Here is a 24885-nt window from a genome sequence, read left to right on the forward strand (position 1 = left end):
ATCTCAAGGAGCCCGCTCTGATGCTGGAGATGTTATTACAGTGGTACCGCCGCCGCTTCACCGATCCTCAGGCCATCGCGCTGCTGGTGATCCTGGTTGCCGGGTTCCTTATTCTCTATTTTTTGCATGGCATTCTGACCCCGTTGCTGGTCGCCATCGTGCTGGCGTATCTGCTGGAGTGGCCGACCGCGCGCCTGCAGCGCATCGGCTGTTCGCGCACCTGGGCGGCGAGCGTCATGCTGCTGGTGTTCGCGGGCGTCGCCATGCTGCTGGTGTTCGTCGTCGCGCCGACCGCCTGGCAGCAGGGCATCAATCTGATGAGCGATCTGCCGGGCATGCTCAACCAGTTCTATAACTTCGCCGCGACGCTGCCGAAGCGTTATCCGGCGCTGGTGGATGCCGGCATCATCGACATGATGGCGGAAAACCTGCGCAGCCGGTTGTCCGGCATGGGCGAATCGGTGGTGAAATTCTCGCTGGCGTCGCTGGTCGGCCTGCTGACGTTGGCTATCTATCTGATCCTGGTGCCGATGATGATGTTCTTCCTGCTGAAGGACAAAGAGCAGCTGCTGAACGCGGTGCGCCGCGTGCTGCCGCGCAATCGCGGCCTGGCGGGGCAGGTCTGGAACGAGATGAATCAGCAGATCACCAACTATATTCGCGGCAAAGTGCTGGAGATGGTGATTGTCGGCGTGGCGACTTACCTGGTGTTCGCCGTGCTGGACATGCGCTACTCGCTGCTGCTGGCGGTGCTGGTGGGGTTCTCGGTGCTGATCCCCTACATCGGCGCGGTGCTGGTCACCATACCGGTGGTAGTGGTGGCGCTGTTCCAGTGGGGCGTCGGCGCCGATTTCTGGACGCTGATCGTCGCCTATCTGGTGGTGCAGGGGCTGGACGGCAACCTGTTGGTGCCCATTTTGTTCTCCGAAGCGGTCAACCTGCATCCGCTGGTGATTATCCTGTCGGTGATCGTGTTCGGCGGGATGTGGGGCTTTTGGGGCGTGTTTTTTGCCATACCTCTGGCGACGCTGGTGAAGGCGGTGATCCATGCCTGGCCGGATGAACTGCGGGTCGAGGTGGAAGACAAGGCCGACTGACAGGGAAGAAACGAAGCGCAGCAGGCCGCTGCGCTTCGTGAGAATTACTGCTGCAGGTAGTTCAGAACGATGTCGTGGTGATTGGTGGTTTTGAAATCATCAAACACTTTTTCAATCTTGCCGTTGGCATCGATCAGGAAGCTGATGCGGTGAATGCCGTCGTAGGTCTTGCCCATGAAGGTTTTCTCGCCCCACACGCCAAACTGTTGTGACACCTGATGATCTTCATCAGACAACAGCGTGAAGTTGAGCAGCTCCTTTTCGGCGAAGCGCGACAGTTTTTCCGGTTTGTCGGTGCTGATGCCCAGCACTTCGACGCCGACCTTTTTTAATTCGTCCATGTTGTCCCGCAGGCCGCAGGCTTGCACGGTGCAGCCCGGCGTCATCGCCTTCGGATAGAAATAGACCAATACTCGCTGTCCCTGGAAGTCGGCCAAATTAATTTCCTCACCGTCCTGGTCAGGCAAACTAAATTTCGGCGCTGTGTCACCGGCTTTCAATGGGCTCATCACTACTCTCCATCTTTCTCGTCATGCTGTGGATAGTTCACCACGCTAATACTGCCTTGCGCGTTCAATTCTGTACATAGGCGATGGAAGGCTTGCTCAATATTTGAGGCGTCCCGATCGCCGGAGCTGTGGGCGGTAATTTGGATATACAGCTGCGGCGGCAGGTCGCCGTCCGCCGGCTGCGTGCGCGAGACCAGTTCGGCGATATTCATCTGGCTGGAGTCGAACAAATCGGTAAAGCGTTCGATGATGTGCGGCGAGTCCTTCACTTCCACCTGCACCCACACCGTGGCCGGCATCGGCGGCCTTTCGTGCGAGTTTGTGCGCTTCATCACGATCAGCAGATCCAGCTCCGCGCCTTTTTGCGGCAGGGTGGATTCGATCAGGGTGATGGCGTTCCAACTGCCGGACAGCAGCATGATGAACGTGAACTCCTCTCCCAGCATGGCCAGACGGCTATCTTCGATATTGCATCCGCAACTGCTGACGTGGCGGGTGATGGTATTGACGATACCGGGGCGGTCGGCGCCGAGCGCGGTAATCACGAGATAGTGTTCGTCTGACTGAGGCAAAATAGCGCTTCCTGTCGTGCTTAATGGGGTTACCATGGTAAACATAAAAAAAACCGCCTGCCAAGCGCTTACAACGCGGTTGTGCGCTTGCTTTTGGATAGGCAGCAAAAGTACCATGAGTGACTTGTTTGTGGAGGGGACGGCCAATGTTTACGGGAAGTATTGTTGCACTGGTTACGCCGATGGACGACAAAGGTGCTGTCGATCGCGCGAGCCTGAAAAAATTGATCGATTATCATGTAGCCAGTGGCACCGCGGCGATCGTTTCCGTAGGGACCACCGGCGAGTCCGCAACGCTTGCCCATGACGAGCACGTTGACGTGGTGCTGCAGACGCTGGAGTTGGCCGACGGCCGCATTCCGGTGATCGCCGGCACCGGCGCCAACGCCACCGCCGAAGCCATCGCGCTCACCACTCGCTTCGCCAACACCGGCGTGGTGGGCTGCCTGACGGTAACGCCGTACTACAATAAGCCGACGCAGGAAGGGCTGTATCAGCACTTCAAGGCGATCGCCGAGAGCACCGAACTGCCGCAGATCCTGTATAACGTGCCTTCGCGCACCGGCTGCGACATGCTGCCGCCGACCATCGCTCGGCTGGCGAAAATCAAGAATATTGTTGCTGTAAAAGAAGCGACGGGGAACTTAAGTCGCGTTAGTCAGATCCAAGTGCTGGTTGACGATGAAGATTTCATTTTGCTGAGCGGCGACGACGCCAGCGGGCTGGACTTCATGCAACTGGGCGGCAAAGGGGTGATCTCCGTGACGGCCAACGTGGCCGCGCGCGAGATGGCGCAACTTTGCGCGCTGGCGGCGCAGGGCAAATTTGCCGAAGCGCGCCGCTTAAATCAGCGCTTGATGCCGTTGCATCAGGATCTATTTGTAGAAGCAAACCCAATTCCGGTGAAGTGGGCCTGTAAGGCGTTGGGATTGATGGCAACCGATACGCTGCGTCTGCCGATGACGCCGTTGAGCGAAGCCGCCCGCCCGGTGGTGGAGCGCGCGCTGAAAAGCGTCGGTTTGCTGTAACTCTAAGGGAAATTTGATGGCTTATTCATTGCAAAAGTCGACGGTAGCAAAAGTAGTGGGCATCTCATTGGTGATGATGCTGGCAGCCTGCAGCAGCGATCAGCGCTACAAGCGCCAGGTCAGCGGCGACGAGGCCTACCTCGACGCGGCTCCGCTCAAGGCGCTGAACGCGCCGTCCGGCATGATCCTGCCGGTGCAGAGCGGCAACTATGACGTGCCGGCCACAACGGTGCAAGGCAACGTCGGCAAGCAGCTGGACATTCGTCCGCCGGTGCAGCCGTTGGCGCTGCTGAGCGGTTCACGCGCGCAATACGCCGGCGACAGCGGCACGCTGCTGCTGGAAAACAGCCCGCAGAACCAGAACCTGTGGTCGCGCGTGGTCAGCCTGCTGCAGGCGAAGAACATCGCGATCGCTTCCCGTCAGGACGCCGGTCAGACCCTGACCACCGACTGGGTGAAGTGGAACCGTCTGGACGAAGACAACCAGTACGAAGGCCGTTATCAGATCAGCGTGCAGCAGCAGGGCTATCAGCAGGCGCTGGTGGTGAAAAGCGTTGGCCTGCAGCAGCAGGGCAAGACCGAACAGGTGACCGATCAGTCTGAGATCCAGCGCTACAACGGCATGATGATCAACACCCTGATCGAAGGCCTGGACAAGCAGGATAACCTGGCGAGCTCCCAGACGGCCAGCCGTTTCGGCGCGCTGGACGTGCAGAGCGGTGCCGATGATACCGGCCTGCCGATGCTGGTGGTGCGCGGCCCGTACACCGTCGTGTGGGATCGCCTGCCGCCGGCGCTCGAAAAACTGGGGATGAAAGTGGGTGACCGCAGCCGTCCGCAGGGCACCGTCGCCGTGACCTATAAGTCCCTGAGCAGCAGCGATTGGGATGCGTTGGGCGTCAAGGATCCTGAACTGACGGAAGGCGATTACAAACTGCAGGTCGGCGATCTCAACAACCGCACCAGCCTGCAATTCATCGATCCGAAAGGCAAACCGCTCACCCAGTCGAAAAACGACGCACTGGTGGCGGCATTCCAGTCAGCCTTCAGCAAAACCAGCGTTAACTAATCAAAAAGGGGCTTCGGCCCCTTTTTGTTTTGTCTATACGGTATCGTTTGCGTCGCAGGTTTGGCACAATAGTGTCCGGCACGCCAAAGAATTCATTAGGTCAATTCTATACCCCCTAATTTCGGGCCGCGCTCGGGAGACAACGGGGATACATCACTGGAGTAAGTAAGATGCAAAAGCTAGCTGAGCTGTATCGCGGAAAGGCAAAAACCGTTTACACCACCGAGAATCCCGATCTGTTGGTGTTGGAGTTCCGCAACGATACGTCAGCACTGGATGGTCAGCGCATTGAGCAGTTCGATCGCAAAGGCATGGTGAACAACAAGTTTAACCATTTCATCATGAGCAAACTGGAAGAAGCCGGCATCCCGACCCAGATGGAGCGTCTGCTGTCCGACAACGAAGTGCTGGTGAAGAAGCTGGACATGGTGCCGGTGGAGTGCGTGATCCGCAACCGCGCCGCCGGTTCGCTGGTGAAGCGTCTGGGCATCGAAGAAGGCCTGGTGCTGAACCCGCCGCTGTTCGATCTGTTCCTGAAAAACGACGCCATGCACGATCCGATGGTGAACGAATCCTACTGCGAAACCTTTGGCTGGGTGAGCAAAGAGCATCTGGCGCGCATGCGCGAGCTGAGCTACCGCGCCAACGACGTGTTGACCCAGCTGTTCGACGACGCCGGCCTGATCCTGGTCGACTTCAAACTGGAGTTCGGTCTGTTCAACGGCGAAGTGGTGCTGGGCGATGAGTTCTCGCCGGACGGCAGCCGCCTGTGGGACAAAAACACCCTGGACAAGATGGATAAAGACCGTTTCCGTCAAAGCCTGGGCGGCCTGATCGAAGCCTACGAAGAAGTGGCGCGCCGCATCGGCGTGAAACTCGACTAAGCGTCGGCACCGCCATTCGGGGCGATCCGGCCGGATCGTCCCGCTATTCTGCGTTTTTCCAGAAAATTTCTACATTTCCTCCGCGGCAGACCATTTATAATGATGGATGCGAGATGACTAAAACCTATCCCACTCAGGCTTGAAGCTGCCTTTGCGCTTACGATCGCGGCGCAACTTCAACGAGCAGGGGAAATATCTGGAGTGTATTTATGCGTTGGCAAGGGCGTCGGGAAAGTGACAATGTTGAGGATCGTCGCGGGCAGTCTTCAGGTTTGGGCGGCGGTGGCGGCGGTTTCCGCGTGCCGGTGGGCGGCAAGGGCGGCATCGTCATTCTGGTGGTGGTGCTGGTGGCCGGTTATTACGGCATCGATCTGTCGCCGCTGTTGAACGGCGGTAACGTCGCGCCGCAGGGTCAACAACAGAGCGCCAGCATCAGTCCGAAAGACGATGAGCTGGCCAAATTCACCTCGGTGGTGCTGGCTTCGACCGAGGACAACTGGAAAGAGATTTTCCAGCGCATGGGCAAAACCTATCAACCGCCGAAGCTGGTGATGTATCGCGGCGTGACGCGCACCAGCTGCGGCACCGGTCAGTCGGCGATGGGGCCGTTCTACTGCCCGGGCGACAGAACGGTGTATATCGATCTGTCTTTCTATCAGGACATGAAGACCAAACTGGGCGCCGGCGGTGATTTCGCTCAGGCCTATGTGGTGGCGCACGAAGTCGGCCACCACGTGCAGAACCTGTTGGGCATCGAGCCGAAGGTGCGCCAGATGCAGCAAGGCGCCAGCCAGGCGGAAGTGAACCGCCTGTCGGTGAAAATGGAGCTGCAGGCGGACTGCTTCGCCGGCGTGTGGGGTAAATACGCCGAGAAGCAGCAGATGCTGGAAGAGGGCGACCTGCAGGCGGCGCTGAACGCCGCGCAGGCGATTGGCGACGATCGGTTGCAGCAGCAGAGCCAGGGCCGCGTTGTGCCGGACAGCTTCACTCACGGCACCTCGCAGCAGCGCTACACCTGGTTTAAACAAGGCTTCGACAGCGGCGATCCCAATACCTGCAACACCTTTGCATCCCGTTAACGCCTCAAGTGCCGGAGCCTGACTCCGGCATTTTTTTCGGATTGAGATACAGCCTTATGTTACAGGCAGCGCAACAACTCATGCGGCGGCAGGGCATCCGGCGCCTGCTGGTGCTCAGCGGTGAACCTGACTGGTGCCGCGAACAGGCGCAGCGGCTGGCGGCGACGCTACCGGGCGACTGGCCGTGGGTGGGGGAAAACCCGCCGCCCGGCCTGACGGCTTTGCCGAGCCGCGCGGTGCGCCAATTGCTGGGGCAGGAGCGGCTGCACGCAGTGTTCGACGCCGGTCAGTCGCTGGACGTGGAGGCGTTGGCGGCGCTGTGCGGCGCATTGCGCGCCGGCAGTTGGCTGCTGCTGTTGACGCCGCCCTGGCGGCAATGGCCTCAGTTGCCGGACGGCGACAGTCTGCGCTGGAGCGATTGTCCGCAGCCGATCACCACGCCGCATTTCATTCATCATCTGCAGCAGCATCTGGCCGATGACAGCGAAGTGACGATCTGGCGGCAGGATGAGCCCCTGACGCTGGCCGCGCTGCCGGCGCGTGAGGGGTGGCAGCCGCCGGATGGCCGCCCGACCGAGGAACAACAGGCGATCTTGACGGCGCTGCTGCAGGCCGAGTCCGGCGTGTGGGTGCTGACCGCCGCCCGTGGCCGCGGCAAATCGACGCTGGCCGGCATGCTGGTGGCGCAGTCGCCGCTGACTTGCTGGATCACCGGGCCGAGCCGCGCCGCCACTGAGGTGGCCGGGGAATGGGCGCAGGGGCGCGCGCAGTTTTGGGCGCCCGATGCCTTGCTGGCGCAGTGCCGGGAAGGCGACGTCAGTGAGGTGGGCTGGCTGCTGGTGGATGAGGCGGCGGCGATCCCCGCGCCGCTGTTGCAGCAGTTGATCGGTTATTTTCCTCGCGTGCTGTTGACCACCACGGTGCAGGGCTATGAAGGCACCGGCCGCGGTTTTCTGCTGAAGTTTTGCGCCGGGCTGCCGTCCTATCAGGCGTTGAGCCTGCAACAGCCGATGCGCTGGGCGCAGGGGGATGCGCTGGAACGGATAACGGACAATGCGCTGTTGTTCAACGAGCTGCCCGCCTGGCCGGCGGACGGCCAGGCGATCGATTACAGCCAGGCGGAACAGCGTGAACTGTGCGCCGATCCGCAGCGGCTGGCGCGTTTCTATGCTCTGCTGAGCAGCGCGCATTACCGCACCTCGCCGCTGGACTTACGCCGGCTGATGGATGCGCCAGGCATGCATTTCGGGCTGGCGCAGGCCGGACAGGAAGTGGTCGGCGCCGTGTGGCTGGCGGAAGAAGGCGGCTTGAGCGCCGAGTTGGCGCACGACGTGTGGGCCGGCCGCCGCCGGCCGCGCGGCAACCTGGTGGCGCAGTCGCTGGCGGCGCATGGCGGCCAGTGGTGGGCGCCGACGCTGCGGTCACGGCGCATTACCCGCATCGCGACGCTGCCGGCGCTGCGGCGGCAGGGTATCGCGCGTCAGCTGGTCGAGCGGCAACGCTGCCAGGCGCAGGGTCTGGACTTCCTGTCGGTCAGCTTCGGCTATACCGAGCCGCTGTGGCGCTTTTGGCAATCCTGCGGTTTCGAGCTGGTGCGCATCGGCAGCAAGCCGGAGGCCAGCAGCGGCTGCTATACCGCGATGGCTATCTTGCCCCTGAGCGAGCAAGGGGAGGCGCTGCGGCATGCGGCGCACAAGCACCTGGCGCGTGACTGGCCCTGGCTGCGGCAGCGTATCGAGCTGACGCTGGCGATCCCGGGCGACGACGGCGATACGTCGCTCGGCGAAGAGGACTGGCGCGAGCTTGCCGGGTTCGCTTTCGCCCATCGGCCGCTGGAGGCCAGCCTGGGGGCATTGCAGCGTTTGCTGTTGGCCAGCAGTCTGCCGCTGTCCGCGCTGCGCGGCCATCTGCAGCGGCGGCAATCCCCGGCGGCCTGCGTGGAGCAGGCGGGCGTAAGCGGCCAGAAAGCCTTGCTGCGCTACTGGCGGCACGAAACGGCGCAGGCGCTGGAACAGCTGAATGCGCAGCACTGCCGCTACTGGCGCGACTGGGCGCAGTCGTTGCAATAAATTGAATAACTCGCTCAATAAAACCCGATTTTCCCGATTTCTCAACGGCGTATAGTCACTGTCAGCGGTGCGGCGGCGACTGTCGCCGCACCAGGTCTGGTTACAACTAAGGAGTCATCGATGAAACATGAGCATTTCGTTGTCCAAAGCCCGGCGACCCCGGCGGCGCAGCTGATCTTGCTGTTTCACGGTGTCGGCGACAACCCGGTGGCGATGGGGGAGATCGGCAGTTACTTCGCCAAAGAGTTTCCTCAGGCACAGGTGGTAAGCATCGGTGGCCCCGAAGCGTTTGGCAACGGCGCCGGGCGCCAGTGGTTTTCGGTGCAGGACGTGACCGAAGAGAACCGCGCGGCCCGCATCGCAGCCGTGATGCCGCAGTTTGTGGCGGTGGTGCGCCATTGGCAGCAGTTGAGCGGCGTAGGCTATGCCGGCACGGCGCTGGTGGGGTTCTCGCAGGGGGCGATCATGGCGCTGGAAGCGTTAAAAGCGGAAACCCGACTGGCCGGGCGCGTGGTCGCGTTCAGCGGGCGTTTCGCCCAGTTGCCTGAGCAGGCTTTCGGCGACAGCGTGGTGCATTTGATCCACGGTGAAGAGGACGCGGTGATCGCGGTGCAGCACGCTCACGCGGCGGCGGAAGCGTTACGGGCCGGCGGCGCCGATTTCACGCTGGACGTGGAGGAAAACGTCGGGCACGCAATCAACCAGGGCATGATGAACGCCGCGCTGGAAAGGCTGCATTATTACGTGCCGCAGCGCTACTGGGACGAGGCATTGTCCGGCAAGCGCGGCGAGCTGATCGCCTTTCGCTGAAAACTCAGGGCGCCGATGAGCGCCCTGATGTCATTTCTTTTTCGGCCAGTCGTCTTCGTCATCCCACTGGGCGTTGTTGTCGCGGTGCGGCGGTATCTCCGGCTTGTTGGCCAGATAGCTTTTCACGTCGACGCGGCGCAGTTCCTTGATGCCGCTGACGACCATCCCCACCAGAACCAGCAGGATAATCCACCAGTAATCAGCTAACCATTGCATAGCTACTCCTTTCCTTCACTGCGTATAAAACGCGAAAAAATCGAGGGCAGATGGCGTTCGAGCCATTCGGCACCGGCGACCTCCTTATCATGCCAGGCCGCCAGCAACAGCGCCGGGGTCAGCAAATGTTCGGCCTCTTGCGCCAGCGGCCGGTAGCTCAGATGCCACGGCTCCACCGCCACGCCGCCGCTGTCTTCGGTAAAGGGGCGATAGAAACCGAACTCGGCCATATGCGCCGTCAGCCACTGGTTGAGTGGCGCAAAGTACCCGCCTTCTTCATATTCCCACGGCTCCAGCTGCAGCTTTTGCCCTTCCGGCAACAGCGACGGATCGTACACGTCCAAATCGCTGCCCCAGTGATGGCGGCTGGCGCCAGGCAAGGCTGACCAGCGCAGGATCGCCTCACAGCGCTCGGCGGCGGACAGCGGCGCGACGTCGATCGGTTGGCTGTCCTTATCTAATACTGGCCGCTGGCCGCAGAATTTGCCATTCCAAATCGCCAACTGACGGTCGAAATCGCGGAAGGTACTGGCGGGCTGGAGATCGAATCCCGCCTCACGCGCCGCCTGCTGCATCGCCAGGAAGGCGTTGACCGCCTGCGGCTGCAGGCGGTGGTTGCCGCTCAGCGGCGCCAGGTGTTCGGTTGAGCGGCCGGTGAGCATCTCTGCGTTGATCATGCGACCAATTGCTCCATGATGCGTTGATACATGCGGCTCAGCAGCTGCAGATCCGCGGCGTTGACACATTCGTTGACCTTGTGGATGGTGGCGTTAACCGGCCCCAGTTCCACCACCTGCGCGCCCATCTGCGCGATGAAGCGGCCGTCGGAGGTGCCGCCGGTGGTCAGCAGCTGCGGCGTCAATTCAGAATAGTGCTCGACGGCGTTGACCACCGCATCCACCAGCGCGCCGCGCGAGGTGAGGAACGGTTGACCGGACAGCCGCCATTCGATGCTGTAATTCAACTGATGGCGTTCCAGCAGCTCTTCCACGCGCTGCTTGATCATCGCGTCGGTCAGTTCGGTGCTGAACCGGAAGTTGAACTGCACGTAGAGATCGCCCGGGATCACGTTGTTGCTGCCGGTGCCGGCCTGCACGTTGGCGATCTGCATGCTGGTCGGCGGGAAGAACTCGTTGCCGCGATCCCATTCGATCGCCACCAGTTCATTCAGCGCCGGCATGGCGCGGTGCACCGGGTTGTCCGCCAAATGCGGATAGGCGACGTGCCCCTGTACGCCGTGGATATGCAGGTTGGCGGTGATGGAGCCGCGACGGCCGTTTTTCACCACGTCGCCGACGCGTTCGGTGCTGGACGGCTCGCCGACCAGGCAGTAATCCAGCCGCTCGTTGCGCGCCATCAGCGCTTCGACCACTTTAACCGTGCCGTGAGTGGCGCTGGCTTCTTCATCTGAAGTGATCAGAAATGCCAGGCGGCCCCGGTGATTCGGGTTGGCGGCGACAAAGCGTTCCGCGGCCACCACCATTGCGGCCAATGAGCCTTTCATGTCCGCCGCGCCACGGCCATACAGCATGCCGTCGCGGATCGCCGGTTCAAACGGCGGGTTTTCCCAGCGTGTTTCATCGCCGGTCGGCACCACGTCGGTGTGCCCGGCAAACGCCAGGGTTTGCCCTTCGCCGCGCCAGGCCCAGAAGTTTTGGGTGTCTTCGAAGTCCATGGCTTCGACGGTGAAACCGATCGCCTGCAGACGGTCGATCATCAGCTGCTGGCAGCCTTCGTCATTCGGGCTGAGGGAAGGGCGTTTGATCAACTGCTGGGCCAGTTCGATAACCGGGCAAGTCATACGGCAACCTCGGCGATAAATTGTTGGTAAGCGTCGGCGTTGAAACCGAGCAGAGCGTGGCCGTTGCCGTCGTCCAGCAGCGGACGTTTAATGATTGCCGGCTGCGCCAGCATCAGCGCGATGGCGGCGTCGGCGTTATCACAGGCGTTGCGCTGAGCTTCATCCAGCTTGCGCCAGGTGGTGCCGCGGGTATTGAGCAGCGGCTCCCAACCCAGTTGCGCGACGAAACCGCGCAGTTGCTGTTCGGTCAGGCCGTCGGCGCGGTAGTCGTGAAAATGATAGGCTATGCCTTGATCTTCCAGCCAGCGGCGGGCTTTTTTGATGGTGTCGCAGTTTTTGATGCCGTACATCGTCAGCGTTGTCTGTTGCGGTTTATTTGCCATGGCGTAAAGCTACCTGTCTCGTCGAGTCGATACTGAGCGGCGGGCGCGGTCTTAGGCCTTCTCGCCGCCCGGCGATAGCAGAGATAATGCCAGTAAAGCGGCGGCGAGATCCAGACAACGATGCGCGCGAGAGACGATTGGGCGCCAGGGAGAGAGGTTGGCAAATTGATGAAACGGCGATCTTCGCCGGCGGCGCTGTTAAAAGACGCCGGCGAACGCGTTCTGCCGCCAATGCGGCGCGGGGGAGAGAGAACTAATCTTTATTGATTCTTATGTTTAAACGCTCGGTCAAACACCGTACGCGGGTAATATGCAACAGTGGTTTTATCCTGCTGGTGCCGAGTTTTTTCATGATTCGTGATTTGTAATGATTGGCGGTTTTATTTCTGATATTCATGGCATTGCTGATGTCGGCCAGCGATTTTCCCGTCGACCACTCCGAGAGAAAATGCGATTCGCGCTGAGAGAGTTGCGGCGGCTCGGTATAGTGACTGTAACGCTTATATAAGTCGCCGATCAGGTGGCTGAAGCGGCTCAATGATATAAGGTTTGATAATATAATGGTCTTATTGTCGACAATCACCATCTCATGCAGACAGTCGGTGATAATGATTATTTTGTAGGTATTGGGGTTGGCATATTCATCGCGGTAACGCGCTTCAAAGTTGGCGATGGTGACATCGATAAAGCAGACCCTTCTGCGGCTAAAGCCGGCCGGCGCGCGTTTTTCCGCCCAGGTTTGGTTAATGAGTTGTCGGATGCCGACGGTGGTATAAGCACACTCGCTGAAAATATCAATTTCCATTTTATTATAATCCTTTACTTTTTATTTCCCGGTGAGGATGGCTATCTTAAAACATAAAAAAAGAAATAATCCAAATAATTGCATGTTGAACTTTTCTTGCGCCGCAAATGAATGAGCGTTATCTGGGCGCGAGCTTTGAAGGGAAGGTTATATACTAGCATGATTTATAAAGAGTAAATCTTTTTTTCAACCGAATTTTTAAGCAAGGTAAGGTTAATAGAATAGACATCTTCTATTAATACCGCGGTAATTAAAAGGAATTAACATAGATAAAGGCTATCAAAATATGTAAAATGATCGGTTTTGACGATCATTTAAGGGTGGCTGTTTGGGCTTAACGAATTAATAACTAAGATTTTTCTTGGTTTTATCACGATGAGTGGCTTTATTTTGAACGTCACCAGAGTCGGCGCTGAGGTCATGAAAAAATTAACGTTGAAATTGAGACAAAGATAATTCTAAACAAAGAAACTGCGATGTTTTAAGCTGTAATCAGAGTGTGAACATGGATGATTGATCCGGAGAGCCGGCGAGAAAAAATGTCATATCGAAATTTCCGAGCGGGTAACGCAGGAAATAACGTCCTGTATCGCGGAGGGATTGGATCGTTTTAACGATCAACATATCGGCTACGGCGATCGTCTGCCGCTGGCGGTGGTGGTAAGAGATCCCGACAGTGGGGAAGTTCTGGGAGGGATTACCGGACGCTCATCGTTAGGGCTGCTGTTTCTCGAGCTCTTTTATCTGCCGGAAGCGCTGCGCGGCGCGGGGTTGGGCAGCGAACTGTTGCGCCGTTTCGAGCAGGAAGGCCGCCGGCGCGGTTGCCTTTCCGCCGTGTTGTACACTATCAGCTTTCAGGCGCCGGATTTTTATCAACGGCATGGCTGGCAGCGTATGGGTGAAGTGCCTTGCTTGCCGCCGGGAACTCGCCGTATCTTTATGAGCAAAACCTTGTGATGCGCGTTTAACGCACGTAGCCTCCTTGTTGCAGGCGCTGCAGCGCAGCGCCGTCCGCATACACCATGCCGGTGGTCAAATCGTGAAAGCCGTACTTTTTATAGAAGGCCAGCTTTTCCGGCACCGAATAGATGAAAATCTTGCCGAGCGGCGCCAGATCTTGCATCACCCGATCCATCAACCTGCGCCCCAGCCCTTGTCCCTGAAAGCGCGGATCGATCGCCACGTCCGCCAGGTAGGCGACCGATGTCAGATCGCTGATGGCATGTGCAGTGGCGATCAACTCGTCGCCGATAAAACCCCAATAGCAAAACTGGCTGTGTTGGTAAACGCGCCGCAAGGTGTGCGGATCGCGCTTGCCCAGCCCGGCGGCCTCCAGCAATTCACACAGCCGCTGCCAGTCGATGGCGCGGCGGCTCGGATCGGTGATAATTTCCATCGTTTTCCTCTAACCGATAAGACTGAGATCGGCGGCATAGTGCCGAATGGCGCGTTGATAACCGCGGATGTCGGGGTCTGACGAGGTGTCCGCCAGCAGCAGCAACAGATCGGTCACGGCCCGTTTATTTTCACCCAGGTTGTACAGCGCCATGGCGCGAAACAGCATCAGCTCGTTGGCCTGCGGGAACTCGGCCAGGCCGTCGTCGAAAGCCCGTAGCGACGCCGAATATTCTCCCAGGGCGCGGTAGGTGCTGCCGAGACCCAGCCAGGCCTCGCGGCGCTGGGCGGGCGGCAAATCGCGAGCCAACGCCGCGAGGTAGCAGGGAATGGCCTGTTGCTCCAGGCCCTGTACGTCATACAGGCAGGCCAGCTGAAAGTGCAACATCGCCGCTTCCGGCTCTGCCGTCAGTTGCCTTAGCGCCAGCGCGGTCGCCTCCTGATAGCGGCCCTGCGTTTTCAACTGCGAGAGAGACAAAGAGCTGGACATGATCGACGCTCCATTGGCGTATTTTTATACCTTTTACACGCTACCGCGGAGAAATTGATATCACAAGGGAATAGCGGCACTAAACATTGATCAGATAAATACGAAAATGTGCGCTAAGCCCGGTTTCAGGGCCCGGCATCGTTCCCGTTTCCCTTCACATGGTCAAAAAACAGGCGTAGAATCCGCTTCGTCAAATAATTGAGGTTGTAAAGTATTATGGTTGATCGTGAATTAGGAAACTGGAAAGACTTCATTGATGAGATGTTGGGCAACTGACACAGCGTTGAAGCAGATGGCAAGGTTGAGTCATTGGAACGTCACTGAAACGCCTTGGGAACGAGATTTTCGTTCGAAATAAAGCAGCATCGGTAACCCGACGCTGCTTTTTTTATATCCCGCGGATCAGTCCCCGCTGGCCGGCGTATTGCCTGCCGGATGCGCTTTACCCGGGAAGCGGCGCCGTACCAGCACGAAGAACAGCGGCACGAAGAAAATCGCCAGCAGGGTGGCGGAGATCATGCCGCCCATCACCCCGGTGCCGACCGCATGCTGGCTGCCGGAACCGGCGCCGCTGCTGGTGGCCATCGGCAGCACGCCGAAGATGAACGCCAGCGAGGTCATCAGGATCGGCCGCAGGCGCATGCGGGACGCGTCGAGCGTCGCCGACATCAGATCTTGGCCTTTATGGTTCAGCTCATTGGCGAACTCGACGATCAGAATGGCGTTTTTCGCCGACAGCCCAATGATGGTCAACAGGCCAACCTGGAAATAGACGTCGTTCTCCAGACCGCGCAGCCAGGTGGCGGCGACCGCGCCGATCACCCCCAGCGGCACCACCAGCATCACAGAGAACGGTATCGACCAGCTCTCGTACAGCGCCGCCAGGCACAGGAACACCACCAGCAGCGAAATGGCGTACAGCGCCGGCGCCTGCGAGCCGGACAGCCGTTCCTGATAGGACATCGCCGTCCATTCCAGCCCGAAACCGGTCGGCAGTTGGCTGACCAGTTTTTCCATTTCCGCCATGGCGGTGCCGGTGCTGACGCCGTTGGCCGCCTCGCCGACGATCTCCAGCGCCGAGCTGCCGTTATAGCGCTCCAGCCGCGGCGAGCCGTACTCCCAGTGCGAGGTGGCGAAGGCCGAGAACGGCACCATGCCGCCCGCGCTGTTGCGCACATACCATTTATTGATGTCATCCGGCAGCATGCGGAACGGCGCCGCGGCCTGCACGTAGACTTTTTTCACCCGCCCGCGGTCGACGAAGTCGTTGACGTAGGTCGAGCCCCAGGCGGTGGAGAGGGTATTGTTGATGTCGTCGATCGATACGCCCAGCGCCTGAGCCTTGCGCTGATCGATATCGATTTGCAGCTGCGGGCTGTCGTCCAGGCCGTTGTGGCGCACGCGCGACAGCAGCGGATTTTGCCCGGCCAGCTGCAGCAATTGATCGCGCGCCGCCATCAGTTTGGCGTGGCCGAGCCCGGCGTGGTCTTCCAACTCCATGTCGAAGCCGGAGGAGTTGCCGAGACCGGTGATCGCCGGCGGGCTGCTGGCGATCACCCGGGCTTCGTTAATCTTGTTGAATGCCAGCGTGGCGCGATCGATGATGTCGAACGAGCTGTTGGCGCCCGAGGTGCGCAGGTCCCAGTCTTTCAGCCGCACGAATAGGCGCGCCACGTTTTGGCCGTTGCCGCCGGGCCCGGAGCCGATGATGGCGAACACCGACAATACGTCCTGTTTCTCTTCGGTGAGGAAGTACCGCTCGACCTTTTCCACCACTTTGGAGGTTTGCTGTAGGGTCGAGCCCGCCGGCAGTTGCACCTGCACGGTGAAGATGCCGCGGTCTTCCTGCGGCAGGAACGAGGTCGGCAGCTTGATGAACAGCAGCGCCATGCCGCCGAGCAACAGCAGATAAATCACCATGTAGCGGCCGCTGGCGTGCAGAATGCGCCCCACGCCGTGCTCATAGCGTTCGGCGTTGCGGTTGAACATGCGGTTGAACCAGCCGAAGAAGCCGCGCTTGCCGTGATGGTGCCCTTTGGCGATCGGTTTGAGCAGCGTGGCGCACAGAGCCGGGGTCAGGATCATCGCCACCAGCACCGACAGCACCATGGCGGAGACGATGGTGATGGAGAACTGGCGATAGATGGCGCCGGTGGTGCCGCCGAAGAACGCCATCGGCACGAACACCGCCGACAGCACCAGGGCGATGCCGACCAGCGCGCTCTGGATCTGCCCCATGGATTTGCGCGTGGCTTCACGCGGCGGCAGGCCTTCCTCGCTCATCACGCGTTCGACGTTCTCCACCACCACGATGGCGTCGTCCACCAGCAGGCCGATCGCCAGCACCATGGCGAACATGGTGAGGGTGTTGATGCTGAAGCCGCAGGCGGAAAGGATGGCGAAGGTGCCCATCAGCACCACCGGCACGGCGATGGTGGGGATCAGCGTGGCGCGGAAGTTCTGCAGGAACAGATACATCACCAGGAACACCAGCAGGATGGCTTCCAGCAGCGTTTTCACCACGTCCTTGATCGAGGCTTTGACGAACGGGGTGGTTTCATAGGCCACTTTGGCCTCCAGCCCGTGCGGGAAGTATTGCGACAGCTCGGCGATCTTGTCCTTCACCAACTGGTCGGTTTGCAGTTCGTTGGCGCCGGAGGCCAGCTTGATGTTCATGCCCGCGGCCTGCATGCCGTTGTAGCGGCTGAGGTAGTTGTAGTTCTCGCCGCCCAGTTCGACGGTGGCGACGTTGCCCAGCGTCACCAGCGAGCCGTCCTGATTGACCCGCAGGGTGATCTGGCGGAACTGTTCCGGCGTCTGGAGCTGCGACTGGGCGTTGATGGTGGCGTTCAACGCCTGTTTATCGACCGATGGCGTACCGCCCAACTGGCCGACCGCCACCTGGGCGTTCTGGGATTGAATGGCCTTGACCACGTCCTGGGTCGTGAGCTGGTAGCTGTTGAGCTTGTTGGGATCGAGCCAGATGCGCATGGCGTATTGCGAGCCATACACGTCCATGCTGCCGACGCCGTTGATGCGGCTGAGCGGATCCTGCAGGTTGGAGACGATGTAATCGGCGATGTCCTGCTTGTCCATGCTGTTGTCGGTGGAGACGAACGCCACCATCATCAGCGTGGTGTCGCCGGATTTCGAGACCGTGACCCCCTGATTCTGCACCGCCTGCGGCAAACGTTTGATCGCCGCCTGCAGCTGGTTTTGCACCTGCTGCATCGCCTCGTTGGGATCGGTGCCGGCTTCGAATGTCAGCGTGACGGTCGCCTGGCCGGTATTGGTGCTCTGCGACGACATATACATCATGTTGTCGAGGCCGGTCATATTTTGCTCAATGATTTGGGTGACGGTGTTTTCCAGCGTTTGCGCCGAAGCGCCTGGGTAAGTTGCGCTGATGCGCACGTTCGGCGGCGCCAAATTCGGGTATTGTTCTACCGGTAAAGAAAAAATCGCCAATGCCCCGGTCAGGCAAAGAATAATTGCCAGCACCCAGGCGAAAATCGGGCGATCAATAAAAAAATTGGCCATGCAGCGCGAACCTCGTTATGACTTGTTCTATCTTTAAAACGCATCGGAAATATGCATTTCAGCGGCAGGGAAGGATTCCGGCGCTATTGCACTTTACTCGGGATAGTCGAGGAAAGCGTGGAGAAAAAAAGGAGATAGTGTAAATAACGGTAGCGGAAAACGGCGCGGATGCACCGACGCCGATAATTGGACGCTATTAAGACATTTTTATTACTATCAAAGGCCTTGCGCATCTCTTCGCCGCAGGCAACCGAAAGTAAAAACTGGATTCACCTTACAGCAGGAGCTTGGCATGGGAATTAACCCGGTATTTGCCCGTCGGCTTTATTTATGCTGGCTGATCAGCCACAGTGAACGGCCCAATGTGCCGCGGTTGATGGCGCTGACCGGTTGGCCGCGCCGCACGTTGCAGGATGTGCTGAAGGCGCTGCCCGGCATGGGCGTCGAGCTGCAGTTCGTGCAGCAGGGCGTGCGCAACAACGACGGTTTTTATCAGTTGGAAAGCTGGGGGCCGTTCAACAAGAGCTGGGTGCATCAGCATCATCAGGCGCTGCTCGGCGCCATCGAGTAGGCGGCCCCGGCGTATTGGCCGGGGCGGGGCGATCAGTGGCTTTTGTACTCCAGGTACATCACCGTCGCCGCCACGCGAGAACGCACGTCCAGCTTGCGCAGTATGTTGCGGATGTGCACCTTCACGGTTTCTTCAGAGATATGCAACTGCGCCGCCACCTGTTTGTTGGACAGGCCGCGCGCCACCTCTTGCAAGACGTCCAGTTCGCGTTCGGTCAAGGCGGTGAAGGGATCGCGCTGCTCGCTGCGCGCCAGCAAATAGTCGGCCATGGCGTCGCTGATCACGTTTTGCCCCTCGGCGGCGGCGCTGATGTGTTCCAGCAGCTGCTCCGGTTCACTGTCTTTCAGCAGATAGCCGTCGGCGCCGGCGTCGATCAGCGCATACAGATCGCTGCGCGCGTCGGAGACCGTCAGCACGATGATGCGTGCGTCCACGCCTTCGTCGCGCAGAGCCCGCAGCGTATCCAGCCCGGACATGCCCTTCATGTTCAGATCCAACAAGATCACGTCCGGCGCGTGCTGCAGCGCCAGCGCAACCGCCTCGCTGCCGTTGCCGGCCTCCGCCACCACGCCAAATCGCGCATCCAGTCCCAGCAGTTGTTTGATGCCGCGCCGCATCAACGGATGATCGTCAACGATCATGACTCGGTATTGCTTCATCACCATGAAAAATGCTCCCTGTAGCAAGTAAAGCCACTCAAACGCGCCCGGAGGCGTGCTTCACAGTGGGACTGTCTCTTCAAAAATAGCGGCATTCTGCACCGCAAACCTCTCCGGGCGGCCTTCTGCCCGGCGGCAACCGTAACGCAGAGTGAACAGCCGCAAGGTCAGGGCGAGAATGTCAGGCAGACCGCCGTGCCGCCGCGGCTTCTGCGCCGGATGCGCAGCGTTCCTCCCAGTCGCGCCGCGCGTTCGCTCATGATGGTCAAGCCGTAATGCCCTTCCGGTTCTTCCAGACTGGCGATGCCGCAACCGTCGTCGGTAATGCTGAATACGTTGTCGCCTGCGGCGTTGACCTCGCAACACACCGCGATCTCGCTCGCTCCTGCGTGCTTGACGGCATTGAGCACCGCCTCGCGCACGATCTGCAGCGCGTGCACCTGCTGCTGGGCGTTGAGCGCCTGCGAGGGCAGCCGACAGTGTAACTGAATCCGCGCGGGGGTTAGCGCCTTTAATGGCTGCAACAGTTGCTCCAGCGCGGCATTCAGATCCGCCTCCTGAATGTTGAGGCGGAAGGTGGCCAGCAATTCCCTCAGCTGGCGATAGGCATCGGCCAGCGTGCGATCGAAATCGTCGATAATCGTCTGCGCCGCCGGATCGTCGGCGGCGCGCCGGAGCAGCGTCAGCTGGATGCGCAGGAACGACAGCGTCTGCGCCAGCGAATCGTGCAGCTCGCGGGCGATGGTCCCACGCTCTTCCATCAACAGCAGATATTGGTGCTGCTTTTGCGCCCGGTTGAAGTAGACGCCGCGCCCCAGCATGTTGGCCAGGCTCTGCATCAGGTGAGGATGCGGCGGCTGCGCTTCGGGCTGCCATCGCAATTCACCCAACAGTTTATCGCCTTGGGTGATCGGCAGCGCGCTCCAGGTTTGCGCCGGCGCCGGCTCTCCTTCGTTCAGTTGCCACTGACCATGATCGTCCGCCACGTTCAACCGGATGCAGCGCAGTCGTTCGCTTTGGCGCACGATGCGCAGCACATTCTCGAATGCCTGCTGATCGATCTGGCGCACGCTCAGCGCCTGTGAACAGCGATACAGCACCTCCAGCGTTTCGTTGGCCTGCTGCAGGCGCTGGGTTTTTTCCTGCACTTTCAGCTCCAGCGACTGATAGAGCCGGGCCAGCTCGTCCGACATGGCGCTGAAGGTTTGCGACAGCACGCCGAGCTCGTTCGGCAGCGCCACGTCCAGCTGCGGGTGGCGAAAGTCGCGCTGTTGCACGCGCTGGCTGGCGTCGACCAGGTGCTGCAGCGGCGTGACCACCTGGCGGCGCATAAAGCGGATGCAGAACAGCACCAGGCCGATGATGGCGGCGTAGCCCAGTACGCTGACGGCGGCCACCAGGGTGAGTTTCAACTCGGAATAACGCTGCAGAGCGGAAACAAAATGATCGACGCGGTTGACGTAGCCGGCGACCTCCGCCCGGTAGGCGGCGGCCTGCCCGTCGCGGATCTGCCGCTCCATCGCTTGCCATGTTCGTTGCAGCGCCAGATAGTGGTTGCGCACCTCGGCCGGGACGTAAAAGCGCGCCAGCTTTTGCAGCGCCGGCGCCTGCAAAGATTGCCGATACTGCTGCAGGTGCAGCTCCAGCTCCGGGCTCTGTCGATCGAGATCAAAGGCCAGGCGGTAGCTTTGCATGCGCAGCGAACCGGCGATGTTGATCGCCTCGGCATCGCTCTGGCTGCCGGCGACGGTCGTCAACGCCAACCCGGTGGCGAGCACCGACAGTATCACGATGCCGAACAGCGCCCTGGCCAGGCTGCCGGTCACGGAACGTTTAACAAGCAATCACGGAATCCTTTTCTCTCAGGTGAGGGCTGCGCCAGTTTCATTCGAAAGCAAAACTATAACTTTTGCAACTAAATTGCACCGCGATTTGTATCAAGTTGTCAACAAAACGGGAACAATTGTCGTCGTGTAATCAAATGAATAGCGAAATGCCCGCCGATGTTCAGCCGCCGCCCGGTTTCCACTGAGGATTTGTCTTTGCGGATGCGATTCGTCTGTCAGATTATGCGTCTGCCCACGATGTCTTTTTAATCCTGGTTTGCCCGGAGAGGCATTGTGATTTTTGTTGCAAATCGTCTGCTGCGGCGCAGCGTAATCGCGGTATGATTTTCACGTTGCAACTCAAGGAAAAAGGGTCATGTCGTCGAAAATTGAGAATGTGAAGAAAGAGCTGTTGTCGGACAACTGGTATGTGCTGCACAAGTACACGTTCGATCTGAAACGCAAAAACGGCGGTTCGGTGCAACAGATGCGCGAGGTTTACGATCGCGGCAACGGCGCCACCATTTTGCTGTACAACCGCGCCAAGGGCACGGTGGTGCTGACCAACCAGTTCCGCATGCCGACCTACGTCAACGGCAACGAAAGCGGCATGCTGCTCGAGGCCTGCGCCGGCCTGCTGGACGCCGATTCGCCGGAGCAGTGTGCGCGCCGCGAAGCGGTGGAAGAGACCGGTTTTCAGGTGGGCGAGGTCAAAAAAATCTTCGAAGCCTACATGTCGCCGGGCGGCGTGACCGAGATCGTGCACTTCTTTATCGCCGAATACCATGACGATGAGCGGCGCGCGGCCGGCGGCGGCATTGAAGATGAAGATATCGAAGTGATCGAACTGCCGTTCAGCGACGCGGTGGCGATGATTGCCGATGGCCGCATTAAAGACGGCAAGACCATCATGCTGCTGCAGTATTTGCAGATTCATCGGGTGATGGAATAAAAAAAGCCGGTCATGATGACCGGCTTTTTTATCGGCTGGCGCCAGACCGCTTACTTCAGCAGCGCCTGCGCCTTCGCCACCACGTTGTCCACGGTGAAGCCGAACTCGGCGAACAGCTGCTCCGCCGGCGCCGACTCACCGAAGGTGGTCATGCCCACGATGGCGCCGTTCAGCCCCACGTACTTGTACCAGTAGTCCGCGATACCCGCTTCCACCGCCACACGCGCCGTCACCGCCGCCGGCAGCACCGACTCGCGGTACGCCGCATCCTGCTTGTCGAACGCGTCGGTCGACGGCATCGACACCACCCGCACCTTGCGGCCCGCTGCGGTCAGCTTGTCCGCCGCTTCCACCGTGATGCCCACTTCGGAGCCGGTGGCAATCAGGATGACGTCCGGCGTGCCCGCGCAGTCTTTCAGCACGTAGCCGCCGCGGTACACGTTCGCCAGCTGCTCTGCGGTGCGCGGCTGCTGGGTCAGGTTCTGGCGCGAGAACACCAGGGTGGTCGGGCCGTCGTTGCGCTCGATGCCGTACTGCCACGCCACCGCCGATTCCACCTGGTCACACGGGCGCCAGGTGCTCATGTTCGGGGTCACGCGCAGGCTCGCCAGCTGCTCCACCGGCTGGTGGGTCGGGCCGTCTTCGCCCAGACCGATGGAGTCGTGGGTGTAGACGAACACGTTGCGCAGCTTCATCAGCGCCGCCATGCGCACCGCGTTGCGGGCGTATTCCACGAACATCAGGAAGGTCGCCGAGTACGGCAGGAAGCCGCCGTGCAGCGCGATGCCGTTGGTGATGGCGGTCATGCCGAACTCGCGCACGCCGTAATGAATGTAGTTGCCCGCCGGGTCAACGTTCAGCGCTTTCGAGCCGGACCATAGGGTCAGGTTGCTCGGCGCCAGGTCGGCGGAGCCGCCCAGGAACTCCGGCAGCACCTTGCCGAACGCTTCCAGCGCGTTCTGCGACGCCTTGCGGCTGGCGATGTTGGCCGGGTTGGCCTGCAGTTTTTCCACGAACGCCTTGGCGTCGGCTTTCCAGTCGGCCGGCAGCTCGCCGTTCATGCGGCGCTTGAACTCGGCGGCCAGTTCCGGGAAGGCCCTGGCGTAGGCGGCGAACTTGTCGTTCCAGGCCGCTTCCTTGGCCTGACCGGCTTCTTTGGCGTCCCACTGGGCGTAGATGTCCTGCGGGATTTCAAAGGCGGCGTATTTCCAGCCCAGTGCTTCGCGGGTGGCGGCCACTTCGGCGGCGCCCAGCGCAGCGCCGTGCACGTCATGGGTGCCGGCCTTGTTCGGCGAACCAAAGCCGATAACGGTCTTGCACATCAGCAGCGACGGCTTGTCGGTCACCTTGCGGGCTTCTTCAATCGCGGCCTTGATGGCGTCCGGGTTGTGGCCGTCGACGTTGCGCACCACGTGCCAGCCGTAGGCTTCGAAGCGCAGGGCGGTGTCGTCGGTGAACCAGCCGTCGACGTGGCCGTCGATGGAGATGCCGTTGTCATCGTAGAAGGCGGTCAGCTTGCCGAGCTTGAGGGTGCCGGCCAGGGAGCAGACTTCGTGCGAGATGCCTTCCATCATGCAGCCGTCGCCCATGAAGGCGTAGGTGTGGTGGTCGACGATGTCGTGGCCGGGGCGGTTGAACTGCGCCGCCAGGGTGCGTTCGGCGATGGCGAAGCCGACGGCGTTGGCGATGCCCTGGCCCAGCGGGCCGGTGGTGGTTTCAACGCCCGGGGTGTAGCCGTACTCCGGGTGGCCCGGGGTTTTGGAATGCAACTGACGGAAGTTCTCCAGCTCGCGCATCGGCAGGTCGTAGCCGGTGAGGTGCAGGAGGCTGTAAATCAACATGGAGCCGTGGCCGTTGGAGAGCACGAAACGGTCGCGGTCAGCCCAGTGCGGGTTAGTCGGGTTGTGGTTGAGGTAGTCACGCCACAGGACTTCGGCGATGTCCGCCATGCCCATAGGGGCCCCCGGGTGGCCGGAATTTGCTTTTTGTACGGCGTCCATGCTGAGTGCGCGGATAGCGTTGGCAAGCTCTTTACGAGAAGACATAACGAAACTCCAGTGCGATTACAGTTGAGCGGCCAACATGTCTTCCAGCTTCTGCTGGTCGACGGCGAACAGGCGAATGCCTTCGGCGAGTTTTTCCACCGCCATGGCGTCCTGGTTGTGCAGCCAGCGGAACTCCGCTTCGGCCAGCGGGGCAGGTTGGTGGAAGCCCTCGGTCGACGGGGTCAGCTTGCGCTCGACCGGCTGTTCGCTGTTTTTCAGCTGTTCCAGCAGGTTCGGCGCGATGGTCAGGCGATCGCAGCCGGCCAGCGCCAGGATTTGCTCAACCTTGCGGAAGCTGGCGCCCATGATCACCGTCTGGTAACGATGACGCTTGTAGTATTCATAGATGGTGCGCACCGATTTCACGCCCGGATCCTGATCGGCGTCGTAGTCGGCGGCAGGCTGTTTGGCCTGATACCAGTCATAGATGCGGCCGACGAACGGCGAGATCAGATACACGCCGGCTTCGGCGCAGGCGCGGGCCTGGGCGAAGGAGAACAGCAGCGTCAGGTTGGTGTTGATGCCTTCTTTTTCCAGCTCTTCGGCGGCTTTGATGCCTTCCCAGGTGGAAGCCAGTTTGATCAGGATGCGCGATTTGTCGATGCCCTGTTCCTGATACATGCCGATCAGTTTGCGCGCTTTGGCGACGCACATGCCGCGATCGAACGACAGGCGGGCGTCCACTTCGGTGGAGATGCGGCCCGGCACGCTTTTGAGGATCTCGACGCCGATGTTGACCGCCAGTTTATCGCTGGCGTTGATCAGCTGGGTTTCCTTGCTGCCGCCCTGGCGGCGGGCATACTCCAGCGCTTCGGTGATCAGCGCTTTGTACTGCGGCAGCGCGGCGGCTTTCAGGATCAGCGAAGGGTTGGTGGTGGCGTCCTGGGGTTCGAACTGGCGGATGGATTCGATATCGCCGCTGTCGGCGACCACCGTGGTCAGCTGCTTGAGTGCGTCTAATTGATTCATTGATAAGCTCCTTGACCAAGCTCAATGTAGGGAAATGAGAACCTTTTTCATCATAGGGGGAACACACTGCATCATCGGATCGAGAATGAAAATGCGCTTTTTCTGATTGTTGCGAT

At 60.1% G+C, this 24885-nt stretch carries 25 protein-coding genes; 11 read left to right on the forward strand and 14 right to left on the reverse strand.

The window, feature by feature from the left end; genetic code table 11:
- Positions 1-20 precede the first annotated feature (20 nt).
- A complete protein-coding gene (locus ACMGGK_RS05490; protein ID WP_016926738.1) occupies positions 21-1097 on the forward strand; it encodes an AI-2E family transporter in 1077 nt (358 codons plus the stop codon).
- A gap of 44 nt (positions 1098-1141) precedes the next feature.
- On the opposite strand, the gene bcp is transcribed toward ACMGGK_RS05490, so the two are convergent.
- Both bcp and ACMGGK_RS05500 read right to left on the reverse strand, forming a co-directional pair.
- Positions 1142-1606: a thioredoxin-dependent thiol peroxidase gene (gene bcp / locus ACMGGK_RS05495; protein WP_015378709.1), complete on the reverse strand. Its 465-nt coding sequence runs from the start codon at positions 1604-1606 to the stop codon at positions 1142-1144.
- 2 nt (positions 1607-1608) lie between these two features.
- Complete coding sequence (locus ACMGGK_RS05500; protein WP_369783268.1) at positions 1609-2214, reverse strand: glycine cleavage system transcriptional repressor; 606 nt, start codon at positions 2212-2214, stop codon at positions 1609-1611.
- Positions 2215-2324: 110 nt separating this feature from the next.
- Here ACMGGK_RS05500 and dapA point away from each other — a divergent pair, with 110 nt between their 5' ends.
- From dapA to ypfH, 6 genes are all read left to right on the forward strand, one after another.
- On the forward strand, positions 2325-3206 hold the full coding sequence (dapA, locus tag ACMGGK_RS05505) for a 4-hydroxy-tetrahydrodipicolinate synthase (protein WP_029988781.1): 882 nt from the start codon (positions 2325-2327) through the stop codon (positions 3204-3206).
- A gap of 16 nt (positions 3207-3222) precedes the next feature.
- A complete protein-coding gene (gene bamC, locus ACMGGK_RS05510; RefSeq protein ID WP_015378707.1) occupies positions 3223-4275 on the forward strand; it encodes an outer membrane protein assembly factor BamC in 1053 nt (350 codons plus the stop codon).
- A gap of 170 nt (positions 4276-4445) precedes the next feature.
- Positions 4446-5159, forward strand: a complete 714-nt coding sequence (gene purC, locus ACMGGK_RS05515; protein WP_004941708.1) for a phosphoribosylaminoimidazolesuccinocarboxamide synthase — start codon at positions 4446-4448, stop codon at positions 5157-5159.
- 209 nt (positions 5160-5368) lie between these two features.
- Positions 5369-6238: a neutral zinc metallopeptidase gene (locus tag ACMGGK_RS05520; protein WP_048325299.1), complete on the forward strand. Its 870-nt coding sequence runs from the start codon at positions 5369-5371 to the stop codon at positions 6236-6238.
- 56 nt (positions 6239-6294) lie between these two features.
- The gene (locus ACMGGK_RS05525) at positions 6295-8307 is read left to right on the forward strand and encodes a tRNA(Met) cytidine acetyltransferase TmcA (protein ID WP_049299946.1); all 2013 of its coding nucleotides are present in this window, start codon (positions 6295-6297) and stop codon (positions 8305-8307) included.
- 120 nt (positions 8308-8427) lie between these two features.
- Complete coding sequence (gene ypfH, locus ACMGGK_RS05530; RefSeq protein ID WP_016926743.1) at positions 8428-9117, forward strand: esterase; 690 nt, start codon at positions 8428-8430, stop codon at positions 9115-9117.
- A gap of 30 nt (positions 9118-9147) precedes the next feature.
- Here ypfH and ACMGGK_RS05535 read toward each other — a convergent pair whose 3' ends face one another.
- From ACMGGK_RS05535 to ACMGGK_RS05555, 5 genes are all read right to left on the reverse strand, one after another.
- Positions 9148-9333: a YpfN family protein gene (locus ACMGGK_RS05535; RefSeq protein ID WP_004941720.1), complete on the reverse strand. Its 186-nt coding sequence runs from the start codon at positions 9331-9333 to the stop codon at positions 9148-9150.
- A 2-nt stretch (positions 9334-9335) separates the two neighbouring features.
- Positions 9336-10010: a M15 family metallopeptidase gene (locus ACMGGK_RS05540; protein WP_016926744.1), complete on the reverse strand. Its 675-nt coding sequence runs from the start codon at positions 10008-10010 to the stop codon at positions 9336-9338.
- Positions 10007-11134, reverse strand: a complete 1128-nt coding sequence (gene dapE / locus ACMGGK_RS05545) for a succinyl-diaminopimelate desuccinylase (RefSeq protein ID WP_016926745.1) — start codon at positions 11132-11134, stop codon at positions 10007-10009. The genes ACMGGK_RS05540 and dapE overlap by 4 nt, the downstream gene beginning before the upstream one ends.
- Positions 11131-11517: an ArsC family reductase gene (locus ACMGGK_RS05550; RefSeq protein WP_004941730.1), complete on the reverse strand. Its 387-nt coding sequence runs from the start codon at positions 11515-11517 to the stop codon at positions 11131-11133. The genes dapE and ACMGGK_RS05550 overlap by 4 nt, the downstream gene beginning before the upstream one ends.
- Positions 11518-11770: 253 nt before the next feature.
- Positions 11771-12322 carry a LuxR C-terminal-related transcriptional regulator gene (locus ACMGGK_RS05555; protein ID WP_004941733.1) on the reverse strand — a complete coding sequence of 184 codons (552 nt, stop codon included), beginning with the start codon at positions 12320-12322 and terminating at the stop codon, positions 11771-11773.
- A gap of 546 nt (positions 12323-12868) precedes the next feature.
- On the opposite strand from ACMGGK_RS05555, the gene ACMGGK_RS05560 reads away from it, so the two are divergent.
- Positions 12869-13279, forward strand: a complete 411-nt coding sequence (locus ACMGGK_RS05560; RefSeq protein ID WP_049300039.1) for a GNAT family N-acetyltransferase — start codon at positions 12869-12871, stop codon at positions 13277-13279.
- A gap of 7 nt (positions 13280-13286) precedes the next feature.
- Here ACMGGK_RS05560 and ACMGGK_RS05565 read toward each other — a convergent pair whose 3' ends face one another.
- Together ACMGGK_RS05565 and ACMGGK_RS05570 are read right to left on the reverse strand one after the other, a co-directional pair.
- Complete coding sequence (locus tag ACMGGK_RS05565) at positions 13287-13718, reverse strand: GNAT family N-acetyltransferase (protein ID WP_004941740.1); 432 nt, start codon at positions 13716-13718, stop codon at positions 13287-13289.
- A gap of 9 nt (positions 13719-13727) precedes the next feature.
- A complete protein-coding gene (locus ACMGGK_RS05570) occupies positions 13728-14207 on the reverse strand; it encodes a tetratricopeptide repeat protein (protein ID WP_016926749.1) in 480 nt (159 codons plus the stop codon).
- Between the two features lie 216 nt (positions 14208-14423).
- Between ACMGGK_RS05570 and ypfM the strand changes: the two genes are divergently transcribed.
- Positions 14424-14483, forward strand: a complete 60-nt coding sequence (gene ypfM / locus ACMGGK_RS05575; protein ID WP_100396732.1) for a protein YpfM — start codon at positions 14424-14426, stop codon at positions 14481-14483.
- A gap of 126 nt (positions 14484-14609) precedes the next feature.
- Here ypfM and acrD read toward each other — a convergent pair whose 3' ends face one another.
- Positions 14610-17747, reverse strand: a complete 3138-nt coding sequence (gene acrD, locus ACMGGK_RS05580; RefSeq protein ID WP_420276749.1) for a multidrug efflux RND transporter permease AcrD — start codon at positions 17745-17747, stop codon at positions 14610-14612.
- Between the two features lie 292 nt (positions 17748-18039).
- Here acrD and ACMGGK_RS05585 point away from each other — a divergent pair, with 292 nt between their 5' ends.
- The gene (locus ACMGGK_RS05585; protein WP_016926751.1) at positions 18040-18318 is read left to right on the forward strand and encodes a winged helix-turn-helix domain-containing protein; all 279 of its coding nucleotides are present in this window, start codon (positions 18040-18042) and stop codon (positions 18316-18318) included.
- A gap of 32 nt (positions 18319-18350) precedes the next feature.
- Here ACMGGK_RS05585 and ACMGGK_RS05590 read toward each other — a convergent pair whose 3' ends face one another.
- Both ACMGGK_RS05590 and narQ read right to left on the reverse strand, forming a co-directional pair.
- The gene (locus tag ACMGGK_RS05590; RefSeq protein ID WP_004941753.1) at positions 18351-18983 is read right to left on the reverse strand and encodes a response regulator; all 633 of its coding nucleotides are present in this window, start codon (positions 18981-18983) and stop codon (positions 18351-18353) included.
- A gap of 161 nt (positions 18984-19144) precedes the next feature.
- A complete protein-coding gene (gene narQ, locus ACMGGK_RS05595; RefSeq protein ID WP_016926752.1) occupies positions 19145-20821 on the reverse strand; it encodes a nitrate/nitrite two-component system sensor histidine kinase NarQ in 1677 nt (558 codons plus the stop codon).
- Between the two features lie 358 nt (positions 20822-21179).
- On the opposite strand from narQ, the gene nudK reads away from it, so the two are divergent.
- Entirely contained in the window at positions 21180-21755 is a 576-nt protein-coding gene (gene nudK, locus ACMGGK_RS05600) for a GDP-mannose pyrophosphatase NudK (protein ID WP_016926753.1), read from the forward strand.
- Between the two features lie 50 nt (positions 21756-21805).
- Here the strand turns inward: nudK and tkt are convergent, their stop codons facing one another.
- Both tkt and tal read right to left on the reverse strand, forming a co-directional pair.
- Positions 21806-23800 carry a transketolase gene (gene tkt, locus ACMGGK_RS05605; RefSeq protein ID WP_154870965.1) on the reverse strand — a complete coding sequence of 665 codons (1995 nt, stop codon included), beginning with the start codon at positions 23798-23800 and terminating at the stop codon, positions 21806-21808.
- Positions 23801-23818: 18 nt separating this feature from the next.
- Positions 23819-24769 (reverse strand): transaldolase, encoded by a 951-nt coding sequence (gene tal / locus ACMGGK_RS05610; protein ID WP_016926754.1) that lies wholly within the window; start codon positions 24767-24769, stop codon positions 23819-23821.
- Positions 24770-24885: the final 116 nt, after the last annotated feature.

The organism is Serratia sp. BNK-33-b, from assembly GCF_048684565.1.
Classification (GTDB): Bacteria; Pseudomonadota; Gammaproteobacteria; order Enterobacterales; family Enterobacteriaceae; genus Serratia; species Serratia marcescens.